This is a genomic window from Pseudomonas sp. NC02, from assembly GCF_002874965.1.
Taxonomy (GTDB): domain Bacteria; phylum Pseudomonadota; class Gammaproteobacteria; order Pseudomonadales; family Pseudomonadaceae; genus Aquipseudomonas.
The window spans coordinates 5,293,327-5,307,599 of the sequence record NZ_CP025624.1 but is presented as its reverse complement, the minus strand read 5'-3'; the positions used below and the strand labels follow the sequence as shown (position 1 = coordinate 5,307,599).

Here is a 14,273-nt window from a genome sequence, read left to right as displayed (position 1 = left end):
GAGCGGGCTTGCTCGCGAATGCGGTGTGTCAGTCAACATTTCAGTGACTGATCCACCGCATTCGCGAGCAAGCCCGCTCCCACATTTGTTCGATGTTGTCTTGATGAATGAGTTACGGCTGCTGACGCGTCGCCGCCAACACGATCTCGCGAATGCACACATGCTGCGGCTGCTGGTAGGCATAGGCAATCGCCGAAGCCACATCATCGGCGCTCAGCACGGTGCCGCCCATGTCCTGTTTCCACGCCTGGTAGCCGGTCTTGATGGCTTCGTCGGTGGTGTGGCTCAGCAGTTCGGTTTCCACCGCGCCCGGCGCAATGGTGATCACACGCACATTGTGCGGCGACATTTCTTCCCGCAGGTTTTCCGAAATTCCATGCACGGCGAACTTGGTGCCTACATAGGCGACGTGGTTGGGGAAGGTCTTGCGCCCGGCTACCGAGCTGACGTTGATGATGGTGCCGCCCTTGCGCTTGACCATGCTGCCAGCCACCGCATGGATGCCGTTCAGCAGGCCTTTCACGTTGACGTCGAGCATCTGCTCCCACTGTGCCGGGTCCTGTTCGCTGACCGCGCCCAGCAGCATCACGCCGGCATTGTTGATGAGTGCATCGGCCGGGCCGAATTGCGCTTCGGCTTCCTTCACCGCCGCCACCAGCGCAGCGCGATCGGTGATGTCGACACCGCGACACAAGGTGTTCGGCAACTCCAGCGCATTCAGCCGGTCGATGCGGCGGGCCAGCAGCAACAGCGGGTGGCCGGCGGCCGACAGCAAGCGCGCGGTGGCTTCGCCAATGCCCGAACTGGCGCCGGTGATGATGATCAATGGCTTGCTCATGATGGAACTCCTGAAATAAGAAAAACAAATAACTGAACGTGGCGCGCAGTATATTTAGCCCTCGACTGGCTGAAAAATGCCTTATTCCTCTGTCTGTCATCGGTATTAACTATGGATGTGCGTCATCTCAAGGCGTTTCTCGCGGTATTCGAGGAACGCAATATCACCGCCGCCGCCCAGCGCCTGTTCATCAGCCAGCCGACGTTGTCGGTGACTATCAAGCAACTGGAAGAAGAACTGGGCGTGGCGCTGTTTCTGCGCCAGCCTCGTGGGGTCGAGGTCAGTGACGAGGCGCGGGTGCTGTACCCGCAAGCCCGGCGCATGGTGGCCGAGGCCGACGCATTGAGCCGCTTGTTTCGCGGGCGCGAAAACCGCATCGCCCTGGAACTGGGGGTGGAAGGGGATATTGCCGACAGCCAGATCGAAACTTTCCTGCGCATGGCGCACCAGGGCCTGCCGGGTTTGCTGCTGACCTTGCAGGAAGGCTGCGAAGGAGAGGGGCGCCTGGCGGTAGAGGAAATGTGCTGCGAGGACGAATTATTCCTGCCGCTTTGGGAAGAGTCCTACGTGATGGCACTGCCGATTGCGCACCCGATGGCGGCGGGCGGCAAGGAGCAGGCCTGGGCGCCGATCGAAGACTGGATCACCTGCCCGCAGCATGATTCCCACCAACGGCTGATGGCCTTGTACGGCCGCTCGCCCCAGGCGGTGGCCGGGCATGCCGGTTCGTTGACCCAGGCGTTGCACATGGTGGCGGCCGGTGTCGGCGTGGCGATGTTGCCGCAGTCGCTGGCGGCGGAACGGGCCGGAGTGGTGATTCGCCCCTGGCACCTGCCGGCACCCACGCGCCGGGTGGGCTTGTGCTTTGCCGCCCAGGCCCTGGAGTTGCCGGCGTTGCGGGCCTTGCATGAGTATTTCCAGAACAACCGCCCGCCGCAGATTGAAGCCGCCTGACGGCGCCTTTGAATGCACCGCAAATTCAATGTAGGAGCTGGCTTGCCTGCGATAGCGGTGGTGACTGACACACCGCTATCGCAGGCAAGCCAGCTCCCACATTTGATCTTCATCGTTGCGAATAGTGTGTTCCGGCGTTATTCCAGCATCTTGCCCAGCAACCAACTGCCGGCCGGGCCGGGCGGATGCTGGCGTGACCACAACGCGTCCACCGCCACCGAGCGCGGCCAGCCCCGGGCCTTGATTTCACACAGGTGGTCGCCGCCAAACCGCTCCACCAGCCAGCGCGGCAGCGGTGCCCAGCCAAAACCCAGCTGCGCCATTTCCATCAGCATCAGGTAACTGGGCGCTGACCACACTCGGCCCAGGCCGCGGGTTTCATTCGGGTTGATGATGCTCGCCAGGCGCAGTTCGCGGTGTTGTTCCAGGGTGTGCTGGTCGATGTCCGCAAGGTTCGCCAGCGGATGTCTGGGTGAGACAAACAGCGCGATTTCCGTGCGCTCTTCCACGGTGGTGCTGGTGAGGTCCGGCGGGTAAACCTCCTGCATCTCGATAAACGCAATCTGCGCCCGGCCACTTTGCACCAGGGCGATCAAGTCCTCGCATTCGGCGATCAGGCATTCCAGCTCCAAGTCCGGGTAGCGCTGCTCGAAGGCACTGAGGGCGGTTTCGAAACGGTCCGACTGGTACGTATCGGACATCGCGATACTCAGCTTCGGCTCCAATCCCTGGGATAACTGACTGGCCGCCAACTCCAGGCGGCTGCTGGCTTCCAACACCTGCTCGGCGCGTTGCAGCAGCACATGCCCGGCCGGGGTCAGCGTCGGCTTGCGGCTGCTGCGATCAAACAGCACCACATCCAGGTCAATCTCCAGGCTGGCCACCGCCGCGCTGACGGTGGACTGGCTCTTGCCCAGCTTGCGCGCCGCCGCTGAAAACGAACCGTGGGTCGCCGCCTGCACAAACGCCTGAAGCACTTCGTGGGATGCCATGACTATCGCCTTGATCGATGGTTACTGGTTATGAAGTATCGAGTCAAAGGGTAATGATGGCAACCATCGTCACTCACGGAGAACGGGTCATGACACCCACCAAGTCGATTACTGAACGCGTTTGGCAGGCCATTGGTTTTGAAGGATTGGCCTTGTTGATCTGTACACCGCTGCTGGCGTGGATCATGGATAAACCGGCCCTGGAGATGGGCGTCGTGACCTTGGCCATCAGCCTTATGGCACTGGCCTGGAACGTGATTTTCAACGGCCTGTTCGACCGTCTCAAGGCGCGCCTGCAACTGTCCGGCGGGGTGTGGACCCGCGTGCTGCATGCGTTGATGTTTGAAGGCGGGCTGGTGGCGATCTGTGTGCCGTTGATTGCCTGGTGGCTGGACATCAGCCTGATGCAGGCGTTTATCCTCGACATCGGCGTGTTGCTGTTTTTCCTGCCATACACCTACGTGTATCACTGGGCGTATGACGCCGCGCGGGAGCGGATTATGCAGAAACGGATGCGCACCGCGTAGGAGTCCGGCTTGCCGGCGATGGCGATTTTGGATACGTCATCGCCGGCAAGCCAGCTCCTACAGGGGTTGTAGGGCGGCCACAAAATCGAGGAATGCCCGCACCTTGGCCGCCGGCAAATGCCGCGACGGGTAGAAGGCATACAACGGGAAACGCTCGTCGGGCCAGTCGGGAAACAACTCGATCAACGCGCCGGATTTCAGCGCCGGTGCCAGCCCAAGGTCGAGCATTTGCGCCACTGCATGGCCGTGTTCGCACACGCTGTACAAGGTCCCGGCATCGTTGACCACCAGCCGCCCGCTGGTGGCGATGTTGACCTGCTCGCCCGGCCGGTGGAATTCCCAGCCAAACGGCCGGCCGGTCTGGGAGTCGCGAAAGTCGATGCACACGTGCTGGCCGTCTTCCAGGTCCTTGGGGTGTGAAGGGCGACCATGCCGCTCGAGATAAGCTGGCGAGGCCAACGTCAGCACCCGCACTTCCATCAGCTTGCGGGCGATCAGCGAGGACGATTGCGGAATGCCAAAACGGATGGCCAGGTCAAAGCCATCCGCCACCAGGTCCCCGAGTTGATCCCGCGTGTGCAGGTCCAACTGCAGCTGCGGGTATTGGCTCATGAATTCACCCAGCACCGGCCCCAGCACCAGCCGCGAAAAGTACGGGTCGATGTTCACCCGCAACCGCCCGCGCACCGTCAGGGCGCTGTCGGCCGCCGAGCTGGCGGCTTCTTCCAGGCCGGCCAGCAGGGGGGCGATTTCCTGGTAGAAACGCCGGCCCTCGTCGGTCAATTGCACCGAGCGGGTAGTGCGGTCGAACAGGCGGATGCCCAAGCGTTTTTCCAGCCGCGAAATAGCCCGGCTGACCCCCGAAGGCGTCATCTCCAGGCTGTCGGCGGCGCGGGCGAAACTGCCGCTGTCGACCACGGCGGCCAGTACGCCCATGCCACCGGCCAGTCCTGGATCAAAACTCATGGGTGATTGCCTGTCAGGTATCCGAAAGCATTGATGCTAGCGGAGAATCCGAGAGCGTTACAGAAACATCCCGCCCGAGGCCTCGACCCGTTGCCCGGTGATCCAGTTGCTGCCGTCGGCCAGCAGGGTGGAAATCGCCCCGCCGATATCATCCGGCAAGCCTGCGCGACCGAGGGCGGTGTTGTTGGCGACCATCGCGTTCACGTCCGGATTGTCGCGCACCACGCCGCCGCTGAAGTCGGTGGCAATCGCGCCGGGGGCCAGGGTGTTCACGGTGATGCCACGGGCACCCAGTTCCTTGGCCTGGTAGCGGGTCAGCACTTCCACCGCGCCTTTCATCGAGGCATAGGCCGAATAACCCGGCAGGCTGAAGCGCGCCAGGCCGCTGGAGATATTGATGATGCGGCCACCGTCGCTGATCAGCGGCAGCAGTTTCTGGGTCAGGAAAAACGGGCCCTTGAAGTGGATCGCCACCAGTTGGTCGAACTGCGCTTCGGTGGTGTCGGCGAAGCTGGCGTGGGCGCCGATCCCGGCGTTGTTGATCAGGAAGTTGAAGTGCGCCTGGCCGAACACGTCCTTCAATACCGAGCCGACCTGGGCGGTGAACGCCTCGAAGGTGGAACTCTGGCTGACGTCCAGTTGCAGCATGGCCGCCTTGCCGCCCAGCGCTTCGACTTGGGCGACCACGGCCTGGGCTTCGTCCGCCGCGCTGTTGTAGGTACCGATAATGTCGACGCCTTGTGCCGCCAGGTGCAGCGCAGCGCTTTTGCCCAGGCCGCGGCTGGCGCCGGTGATGAGTGCGATTTTACGGGTCATGGTGAAGTCCTCGGGGCGTGTGATGGTTAGTGGGACTGAGTGTATTTGTCCGGCCGTAACGTGATAAACAGAGCTATGCCGGAATCACTGGCCGGATAAGGCGAACAATCCCATGAACAAACTAGAGTTGCTGCGTACCTTCGTGCGCGTTGCCGAACTGTCGAGTTTCACCCAGGCGGGCGAGAGCCTGGGCTTGCCGCGCTCCACGGTTTCCGAGCATGTGCAGGCGCTGGAAGAGTTGCTGGGCGCGCGCCTGTTGCAGCGCACCACGCGCAAGGTTCAGGCGACCCAGGACGGGCGCGTGCTGTATGAGCGCAGCAAGGATTTGCTGTCGCACATGGAAGAGCTGGAAGGCTTGTTTCGCCAGGATGAAGCGCAGCTGGCGGGGCGCATTCGGGTGGACATGCCCAATGTCATGGCCCGGGAATTGATCCTGCCGCGCCTGCCCGAGTTCATGGACCTGCACCCGCTGATCGAGCTGGAAATCAGCAGCACCGACCGCCAGGTTGATTTGCTGGCGGAAGGTTTCGACTGCGTCTTGCGCGTCGGTGCGCAGCCGGACCAGTCGGTGGTAGCCCGCTTGTTGTGCAGCATGCCGATGATCAACTGCGCCAGTGCTGCGTACCTGAAGCGCCACGGCGTACCCAGGACGCTCGCTGATTTGGCTCACCATCAACTGGTGCATTACGTACGCCCGCTGGGCTCACGCTCCCCAGGGTTTGAATACGTACAAGGCAACAAGGTGCAGCGGATTCCCATGGCCGGGCGCGTCACGGTCAACAGCACCGACGCTTACCGGGCGGCGTGCATCGGTGGCTTTGGCCTGACCCAGGTGCCCGCCCTGGGCATTCACGATCAACTGGCCAGCGGCGAGTTGGTGGCGGTGCTGCCGGACTATCCGGCGCCGGCACTGGACGTGTCCCTGCTGTACGCCGGCCAACGGCATTTGCCGCTGCGGGTGCGGGTGTTCATGGATTGGCTGGCCGCCACCTTGCAGGCTGCTTTCAACGCCGGGCAGACAACTGCTGCGGCGCCAGGAATGCATCATGGAAGTAATCCCGAAACGCCTGCATCGCCGGAGTGAAATCGCGCTCGCGGTGCCAGGCCAGGCCGACGCTCATGGGCGTGACCTTGTCGGTGACGCTCACGGTTTCGATGCGTTTGCCTTCCAGTGACCACGGGCGATGCACCAGGTCTGACAAGATCGCCACGCCGCTGCCGTTGGCGACCATGCTGCGCACTGCCTCCACCGAACTGGTGCGCAGCCGCACCTTGGGGGTTTGCCCGGCCTGTTCCCAGTAGCGCATGGCGCTTTGTTCGGCTTCGTCGACGGTGAGGAAAATGTACGGCTCCCTGGCCACATCGGCGAGGCTCACGGCGGGGCGTTCGCACAACGGGTGATGGCTGGGCAGCCACAGGCGGCGTTCGGAGTTGAAGAGGATTTCCGAGACGATATCGGCGTGGGTGAGGTTGGCGGTGAGCACCACGGCCATGTCGAACTGGCCGTTGAGCAGGCCGTGTTCGATGGCCTGGCGTTCCTGTTCGAACACCTCGATGGTCACGTCCGGGTGCCAGTGTTCCATGCGCTGCAAGTGGTGCGGCAGGAAGTAACCGAGCACGGTGTAGCTGGCGGCCACCCGCAATACGCCGCTGGCGCGGTAGTCCGGCAGCGGGCTGTTCAGGGCATCGTCGACGCTGCGCACAATCACATACGCCCGGTTGAGGAAATGCCGCCCGGCGTCGGTCAGGCTCATGCCCTGGGCCGAGCGCACGAATAGCTGCGCGCCGAGCATCGCTTCCAGCTCCTTGATCGCGGTGGTCACCGCCGATTGGGAGATGTTCAGGTGAATCGCCGCCTGGGAGATCTGGCCGATTTCGGCGGTGGCGACGAAGTAGCGGATTTGGCGCAGGGTCAGGGACATTGGTTTCTCCGCTCGCTCCCACGCTCTGCGTGGGAACGCATCCTGTGACGCTCTGCGTCACGATTTCAAAGGCGGACGCAGAGCGTCCAGGGCGGCATTCCCACGCGGAGCGTGGGAACGATCAGTATCGGGTATCTGATTTTCAGAAGATGGGGCATCTGATAATAGATCTTCCCAAGGGGTCAAGGGGCAGCCTAATTTCCATCGCAAGAACTTCAACGGAGCGACCCCGATGCAGGCAGTGGATTTCAATTCGGACATGGGCGAAGGCTTCGGCCCCTGGACCATCGGCGACGGCGTCGACAGCGAACTGATGGCCTACATCAGCTCGGCCAACATCGCCACCGGCTTTCACGCCGGCGACCCGGGCACCATGCGCCGTACCGTCGAACGCGCCAAGCAGTTGGGCGTGGCGATTGGCGCGCACCCGGGTTTTCGCGACCTCGTAGGTTTCGGCCGACGCCATATCAACGCCCCGGCCCAGGAGCTGGTGGACGACATGCTCTATCAACTCGGCGCCCTGCGGGAAATCGCCCGGGTGCAGGGCCTCACGCTGCAACACATCAAGCCCCACGGCGCGTTGTACATGCATCTGGCGCGGGACGAAGAAGCGGCGCGGCTGTTGGTGGAAAACCTGCAACGCCTGGAACCCACGCTGTTGCTGTACTGCATGCCCAACTCGGTGATCTGGCGCATTGCCAAAGAACTCGGCCAGCCGGTGGTGCGGGAGTTTTATGCCGACCGTGAGTACGATCTCACCGGCTCCATCGTGTTTACCCGCAATGTGCGGGCGCTGGATCCGGCGACGGTTGCGGCGCGTGTCCTGCGTGCCTGCCAGACCGGCCTGGTGCGCACGGTTGAAGGCGAAGACCTGTTTATCGAATTTGATTCCATTTGCCTGCACAGCGACACCCCCGGCGCCCTTGAACTGGTGGAAGCCACCCGTGAAGCGCTGGATCAGGCAGGCATCGAAGTGCGCACACCCCGCTGACCGACACCGGTGCCCAGACACCGGGTCTGACTGATTTTTTGCCTGCCTTTCTACAATGATTCCAAGAGGAACAGACATGGCTGAATCTTCCCCGATCCGCTACAGCTTTGGCGGTGATGAACACCTGTTTGCCGAGGTCAGCGAGAGCATGTCCCTGGAGGCTTTCTTCAAGGGCATGGCCGTCACCCGTGCGGTGGAACGCCTGGCCCTGGACGGTGTGCTGGACGTCTGCCTGGCAAATGCCTCGTTCCAGATTCGTTTCGACCCGGACCGCATCGCGCCCCACGTGTTGCTCGACGCGGTACAAAGCGCCGAAGCCCAGGCCGTGGCCGAACGCACCTTGCACACCCGCATCATCGAAATCCCGGTGCTGTACAACGACCCCTGGACCCATGAAACCCTGATGCGCTTTCGCGACCGTCATCAGGACCCGACCGGTACCGACCTGGAATACGCAGCGCGGATCAACGGCCTGGCGGATGTGGACGCGTTTATCGCGGCCCACAGTGGCGCGCCGTGGTTTGTCTCGATGGTGGGGTTTGTGGCGGGCTTGCCGTTCATGTTCCAGATGGTGGAACGCGAGCGGCAGTTGCAGGTGCCCAAGTACCTGCGCCCACGCACCGACACGCCGAAATTGACCCTCGGCCACGGCGGCTGCTTCGGCTGTATCTATTCGGTACGCGGCGCCGGCGGTTACCAGATGTTCGGCGTCACCCCGGCGCCGATCTACGACCCGCAACAGCAACTGGCTTACCTGAAAGAGCACATGGTGTTCTTCCGCCCCGGCGACATCGTGCAGTTCAAACCCATGGACCGCGACGCCTATGACCTGGCCGTGGCAGAAGTGGACGCAGGGCGCTTCGACCTGCGCATCCGCCCGGTGGAGTTTTCCCTCGACGCCTTTCTCGCCGACCCCATCGGCTACCCGAAAACCCTGCAGGAGGCGCTGGCATGATCAAGGTACTCAAACCCGGCCTCGCCACCTCCGTGCAGGATCTTGGCCGCGAAGGTTATTACCACCTCGGCATCCCGCCATCCGGCGCCCTGGACCAATACGCGTTGAGCGCGGCCAACCACCTGGTGGGCAACCCCATCGGCGCTGCCGGGCTGGAATGCACGTTGATCGGGCCGGAGCTGGAGTTTCAGCAGGATGCCCTGGTGGCGTTGTGCGGGGCGCTGATGTCGCCGCGCCTGGACGGCGTGGTGGTGCATCAGGACACCGCGTTTGAAGTGCGGGCCGGGCAAGTGCTGCGCTTTGAATTTCCCAAGGCCGGCGCACGGACTTACCTCGCGGTGGCTGGTGGTATTGACGTGCCGCTGGTATTGGGCAGCCGGTCCACTTACACCCTGGGTGCGTTGGGCGGGTTTCACGGGCGGCGGCTGGTGGAGGGTGATGAACTGCCCGTGGGCGAAGCCAGCGGCAAAGGCCGGGCGGGGAACAGTTTGCCCATGGCGTTGCGCCAATCGGTGGGTGGGGACGTGACCCTGCGGGTGGTGCCAGGGCTGTATTACGAGCGCCTGACGCCCGCCGCCAAGAGCAGCTTTTTTGCCGAGCCCTGGACGGTAGGGTCGGAGGCCGACCGCATCGGCTATCGCTTCAAGGGCGGCAATGCCTTGAGCTTTCAGCCACGGGAACAGCCGTTTGGCGCCGGGTCCGATCCGTCGAACATCGTCGACAGTTGCTACCCCATCGGTTCGATCCAGGTGCCGGCGGGCCTGGAGCCGATCGTGCTGCACCGGGACGCGGTGTCGGGCGGGGGCTACGCGATGATTGGCACGGTGATCAGTGCCGACCTGGATCTGATCGGGCAGATGCAACCGAACCAGCGGGCGGGGTTTGTGGCGGTGACGCTGGAGGAAGCGTTGGAGGCGCGGCGGGTGTACAAGAAGCGGCTGAAGGTGATGGGTGGGTTGTTTAGCACCTGAACTCACCACTGAACCCAATGTGGGAGCGGGCTTGCTCGCGAAAGCGGAGTGTCAGTCAATAAGTCTGTGACTGAGCCACCGCATTCGCGAGCAAGCCCGCTCCCACATTTTTATCGGGTTGTGTCAGAACAATTGGGTGAATAGCCAGTACAGGCTGCCCGATAACAGAATCGCCGCCGGCAAGGTCAGCACCCAGGCCATCAGCAAGTTGCGGATGGTCTTCATCTGCAAGCCACCGCCGTTCGCCACCATGGTCCCGGCCACACCCGACGACAACACATGGGTGGTGGACACCGGCAAGCCATACATGTCTGCCGCGCCGATGGTCAGCATCGCCACCATCTCGGCGGATGCGCCCTGGGCGTAGGTCAGGTGAGTCTTGCCGATCTTCTCGCCCACGGTCACCACGATACGTTTCCAGCCGACCATGGTGCCGAGCCCGAGGGCGATGGCCACGGCGATCTTGACCCACAGCGGGATAAATCGTGTGGCGTTGTCGATCTGTTGCTTGAACAGTTGCAGCTTGTTCTGGGTGTCGGCATCGAAGTTGCCGACCTTGCCCTTGTCCATCAGGCGGATGGTTTCGCTGGTCAGGTACATGTCGTTACGCACGTTGCCCACGGCCTCGGCCGGTACGGCGGCCAGGGAGCCGTAGCTCTTCACTTCCTCACCGATATGCCCGGTGATGGCGGCCAGGGCGGGCACCAGTTCCGGGGTGGCTTCCTTGGTGCGTACGTAGGTCGACAAGGTGCCGCGAGAGTCGGCGGGGGCCAGTTGCGGCGCCGCTTTTACCAGGGCGGCCTGGGTGACTTCGGCCACCGCGGCAAACTGCAACGACTCACCGGCCGGCATGGTGCGGTTCAACGCGTAGGCCATCGGCAGGGTGCCCACCAGGATCAACATGATCAGGCCCATGCCCTTCTGGCCATCGTTGGAACCATGGGCAAACGACACACCGGTGCAGGTGGCGATCAGCATGCCGCGAATCCACCAAGGCGGCGGGGTATCGCCTTTCGGCGCTTTGTACAGCGAGCGATTTTTCACGAAGGCCCGCAGCGCCAGCAACAGCAGGGCGGCGAAGGCGAAGCCGATCAGCGGCGACAGCAGCAGCGCATAACCGATCTTGATCGCCTGGCCCCAGTCCACACCGCTGGTGCCGTCGCGGCCATGCATCAGGGCGTTGGCCACGCCCACGCCGATGATCGAGCCGATCAAGGTGTGGGACGACGACGCCGGCAACCCCAGCCACCAGGTGCCGAGGTTCCACAGGATCGCGGCGATCAACAGCGCGAAGATCATCGCAAAGCCGGCGGAGGAGCCGACCTGCAAAATCAGCTCTACCGGCAGCAGGGCGATGATGCCGAACGCCACCGCGCCGCTGGATAGCAGCACGCCGAGGAAGTTGAAAAAGCCCGACCACACCACCGCGAAATGCGGTGGCAATGAGTTGGTGTAAATCACCGTGGCCACCGCGTTGGCGGTGTCGTGGAAGCCGTTGACGAACTCGAAGCCCAGGGCGATCAACAGCGCCACGCCCAGCAGCAGGAACGGCGTCCAGGTGGTGACCACCGTGCCCAGCTCGTGCATGTCGTGCATCAGGCTGTAGGCGGTGAACAACAGGCCCATGGCGAGTACGGCGAAGAAAATGATCACCGTCACCAGGCCCGGTTTTTTGTCCAGGCGCGGTTTGGGATCGTTGGTGACGGAGGCGGTGGAGGCGGTCAGCGAAGGGGTTGCCATGCCGGAACATCCAGTGTTGAGGGAGGATATCCGTCATGATCGTTGCAGAATGTTACAGAGATGCTGCGGCAAATCAGTGTTTAGGGAATTGAAGTTGCCGCCGGTCTATAAAACACCGCCGATAAAATGTGGGAGCTGGCTTGCCTGCGATAGCGGTGTATCAGTCACCACCGCTATCGCAGGCAAGCCAGCTCCCACACTTGATCGCATTTCAAATTCAATAATCCTTGCGCTTGCGAAACGCCCAGCGTCCGGCAATCAGGGTGAATGTTGCCACCAGCGCCACCAGAATCCAGAAGCCTTCAGGGTCTGTAGAAAGCGGCACACCACCAACGTTCATGCCAAAAAAACCGGCAATGATGTTGATCGGCAACGCCAGCACCGTGACCACGGTCAGGGTGAACAACGTGCGGTTGCTCTGTTCGTTGAGGTTGGCGGCGATCTCTTCCTGCAGCAGCTTGATGCGCTCACCCAACGCCATCAGGTCGTTGATGATCAGCGCAAACTCCTCGGTGGATTTGCGCAGCTCTTTCACGTCTTCCTTCTGCAGCCACTGGGGCGGACGATTGAGCAGCCGCAGCAACGAGCCGGGCTCCAGCGCCAGCAACCGTTGCAGGCGCACCAGCACCCGGCGCGCGGCACCCAGTTCGGCGCGGTTGGTGGACAGGCGTGACGACAGCAACTGGTCCTCGATCTGGTCGACGCTGAGGCTGGTCTTGCGCACGATCTGTGTCAGCACCTCGCCCTGGTCCCGCAGCAAATGCACCAACAGTTCCAGCGGCGAGCGAAAGTGTTCACCGGCCTTAACCGACGAGCGCAGCTTGTCCACCGAATGCAGCGGTTGCAGGCGCGCGCTGATCAGCAGCCGACTGCGGGCGCACACCCATAAGGTGGAAATGTCTGAAGACACCATGCTGCTGAAGTTGAAGACCACGTCGTTGACCACCGCCAGCAAGGCTGAGTCCACGTGTTCGATGCGGGTGGAGCGTGAGCCTTCGTGCAAGGCTTCGAAGAATTCTTCCGGCAGGTTCAGGTGCGCCTGCATCCAGCGCTCACAGGCGGCGTGGGCCAGGTTCAAATGCAGCCAGAGAAATTCGTTGGGGTCTCCGGGTTGCTGCAAGGCCGCAAGGGCAGTGGCTGAATCTATCTGTTCGCCCTTTTCACCGGGGCGGAAACGAAAACCGTAGAGCAAGCCAAACAGGTCTGAGTCCTGGTGGCTGTGGTCGATGCTGTGGTTCATGGAGGCTCGCAGGGAAAGTGCCTGTAGGAAATTTCACAGGTTCACTTGAGCGCATCATGGCAACAGGATTTGACGGTTTTGTGACGGTTTGAGGTGGCCGTCAATCGCCTGCGGGCAAACTGAAGCTGAACACCGTGCCGCCCTGCTCGCTCGAAGACACTTCCAGCCGCCCGCCATGGGCGTCGGCAATCTGTTTGACGATGTACAAACCCAGGCCCAGCCCGGCCTGGGGCAAGGCGCCCGTCGGTCGGGAGTAGGGCTGGAACAGCAGCGGCATGGCTTGCTCACTGATCAGCCCAAGGTTTTTCACCGTTAACTCAAACGTGCCGGCGTTGACCTGCGCACTGACCTCAACCGGCCCTTCGGGACTGCCGTGGCTGATGGCGTTGGCCACCAGGTTGGAGAGCAGTTGCGCCAGCCGCTCGCGGTCGCCTTTCACACCCTTGAGATTGCCGATGCGGGCGTGAATCAGCCGCTTTGGATGGACGTGCTGCACCTCTTCCACCACATGCTGCAAAGTGTCTTCAAGCCCAGTGCATTCACTGATGTTCACCGGGATGCCGCTGCCCATTCGCCCGCGGGCAAAGTCCAGTACGTCCTCCACCAGTTGCGAGGCGCGGCGGCCGCTGGCCAGCATGTGCCGCACCAGGGTGTCGGTGGCCGGGTCCGGGTGTTTGCGCAGCAGGCGTTCGGCGCCGACGTTGATGGCGAACAGCGGGTTGCGCAGGTCGTGGCCGAGCACGGCGATGAATTGTTCGCGCAGTTCGGCGGTTTCCCGCTCCTGCTGCAGGTCGGCTTCGGTCTGCTGGAGGCTTTCTTCGGCTTCGATCTGCAGCGACAGCACCCGGGCAAACGACTCCATGGTCGACTGGATGGTGCTGCTGCGCAGTTGCGCCGGGTTCGGGTCCAGGGCACAGATGGTTCCGAAGAAACGCCCGTCGGTGCGGAACACCGGCACCGAGATGTAGCTTTCAAAGTGGTAGATGCGCGGCGTGTGGTGGTCGCGGTACAGCGGGTCTTCGCTGGCTTTGTCGATCACGATCGAGACGTGGGAGTCGCGTATTTCGTGGCACAGGGTGGTGGTCAGGTCCAGCTCGCCACCCACGGGCAGGCCAAAGTCCAGTTGGTCGCGCACGGCGCAGGCGGTCCAGGAATCGTCGGTGACCCGGGCCACGGCCGCAAAACGCAAGCCGGTCATCTCGCTGACTACCTGGAGAATCGCCGGGACGGCGCTGATTCTGCCAATGGTGGCAATGTCGACGGCTTTTTGCCCCATGGCGAACGGTTCCGGTCCTGATGCTGCTGGCGTTGTGCCTTGGCTGATGGTTGGGATTCTAGCGAGCTTGGCGGCGTAAGGTACA

14 protein-coding genes are annotated in these 14,273 nt (G+C 62.6%); 6 read left to right on the top strand and 8 right to left on the bottom strand.

The genetic code is table 11. From position 1 onward, the window contains the following. Positions 1-112: 112 nt before the first annotated feature. On the bottom strand, positions 113-838 hold the full coding sequence (locus C0058_RS24860; protein WP_102369745.1) for an SDR family oxidoreductase: 726 nt from the start codon (positions 836-838) through the stop codon (positions 113-115). A 111-nt stretch (positions 839-949) separates the two neighbouring features. Between C0058_RS24860 and C0058_RS24855 the strand changes: the two genes are divergently transcribed. Next, positions 950-1,792 (top strand): LysR family transcriptional regulator, encoded by an 843-nt coding sequence (locus C0058_RS24855; protein ID WP_003211429.1) that lies wholly within the window; start codon positions 950-952, stop codon positions 1,790-1,792. Between the two features lie 137 nt (positions 1,793-1,929). Here the strand turns inward: C0058_RS24855 and C0058_RS24850 are convergent, their stop codons facing one another. After that, positions 1,930-2,784 carry a LysR family transcriptional regulator gene (locus C0058_RS24850; protein ID WP_102369744.1) on the bottom strand — a complete coding sequence of 285 codons (855 nt, stop codon included), beginning with the start codon at positions 2,782-2,784 and terminating at the stop codon, positions 1,930-1,932. A gap of 89 nt (positions 2,785-2,873) precedes the next feature. Here C0058_RS24850 and C0058_RS24845 point away from each other — a divergent pair, with 89 nt between their 5' ends. Then, complete coding sequence (locus C0058_RS24845) at positions 2,874-3,311, top strand: multidrug/biocide efflux PACE transporter (protein WP_008432974.1); 438 nt, start codon at positions 2,874-2,876, stop codon at positions 3,309-3,311. 57 nt (positions 3,312-3,368) lie between these two features. Here the strand turns inward: C0058_RS24845 and C0058_RS24840 are convergent, their stop codons facing one another. Further along, positions 3,369-4,277, bottom strand: a complete 909-nt coding sequence (locus C0058_RS24840) for a LysR family transcriptional regulator (RefSeq protein ID WP_003211434.1) — start codon at positions 4,275-4,277, stop codon at positions 3,369-3,371. Between the two features lie 57 nt (positions 4,278-4,334). Next, a complete protein-coding gene (locus C0058_RS24835) occupies positions 4,335-5,093 on the bottom strand; it encodes an SDR family NAD(P)-dependent oxidoreductase (protein ID WP_003211435.1) in 759 nt (252 codons plus the stop codon). Positions 5,094-5,205: 112 nt separating this feature from the next. Here C0058_RS24835 and C0058_RS24830 point away from each other — a divergent pair, with 112 nt between their 5' ends. Then, the gene (locus C0058_RS24830; RefSeq protein ID WP_102369743.1) at positions 5,206-6,177 is read left to right on the top strand and encodes a LysR family transcriptional regulator; all 972 of its coding nucleotides are present in this window, start codon (positions 5,206-5,208) and stop codon (positions 6,175-6,177) included. Here the strand turns inward: C0058_RS24830 and C0058_RS24825 are convergent. Next, positions 6,098-7,015, bottom strand: a complete 918-nt coding sequence (locus tag C0058_RS24825; RefSeq protein ID WP_003211439.1) for a LysR family transcriptional regulator — start codon at positions 7,013-7,015, stop codon at positions 6,098-6,100. The two genes, C0058_RS24830 and C0058_RS24825, sit on opposite strands and share 80 nt — an antisense overlap. Positions 7,016-7,247: 232 nt before the next feature. Between C0058_RS24825 and C0058_RS24820 the strand changes: the two genes are divergently transcribed. The 3 genes from C0058_RS24820 to C0058_RS24810 all read left to right on the top strand — a co-directional run bounded on the left by C0058_RS24820 (position 7,248) and on the right by C0058_RS24810 (position 9,932). Next, positions 7,248-8,006, top strand: coding sequence for a 5-oxoprolinase subunit PxpA (locus C0058_RS24820; RefSeq protein WP_003211441.1), 759 nt, complete (start codon positions 7,248-7,250; stop codon positions 8,004-8,006). Positions 8,007-8,082: 76 nt separating this feature from the next. Continuing rightward, positions 8,083-8,961 carry an allophanate hydrolase subunit 1 gene (locus C0058_RS24815; protein ID WP_008432967.1) on the top strand — a complete coding sequence of 293 codons (879 nt, stop codon included), beginning with the start codon at positions 8,083-8,085 and terminating at the stop codon, positions 8,959-8,961. Continuing rightward, positions 8,958-9,932, top strand: coding sequence for a biotin-dependent carboxyltransferase family protein (locus tag C0058_RS24810; RefSeq protein WP_102369742.1), 975 nt, complete (start codon positions 8,958-8,960; stop codon positions 9,930-9,932). Before C0058_RS24815 ends, C0058_RS24810 begins: the two co-directional genes overlap by 4 nt. Positions 9,933-10,055: 123 nt before the next feature. On the opposite strand, the gene C0058_RS24805 is transcribed toward C0058_RS24810, so the two are convergent. The 3 genes from C0058_RS24805 to C0058_RS24795 form a co-directional block, all read right to left on the bottom strand. Then, positions 10,056-11,672, bottom strand: a complete 1,617-nt coding sequence (locus C0058_RS24805) for an inorganic phosphate transporter (RefSeq protein WP_008432964.1) — start codon at positions 11,670-11,672, stop codon at positions 10,056-10,058. A 217-nt stretch (positions 11,673-11,889) separates the two neighbouring features. Further along, positions 11,890-12,912, bottom strand: a complete 1,023-nt coding sequence (locus tag C0058_RS24800) for a transporter (RefSeq protein ID WP_102369741.1) — start codon at positions 12,910-12,912, stop codon at positions 11,890-11,892. Positions 12,913-13,012: 100 nt separating this feature from the next. Further along, on the bottom strand, positions 13,013-14,188 hold the full coding sequence (locus C0058_RS24795) for a GAF domain-containing sensor histidine kinase (RefSeq protein ID WP_102369740.1): 1,176 nt from the start codon (positions 14,186-14,188) through the stop codon (positions 13,013-13,015). Positions 14,189-14,273 lie beyond the last annotated feature (85 nt).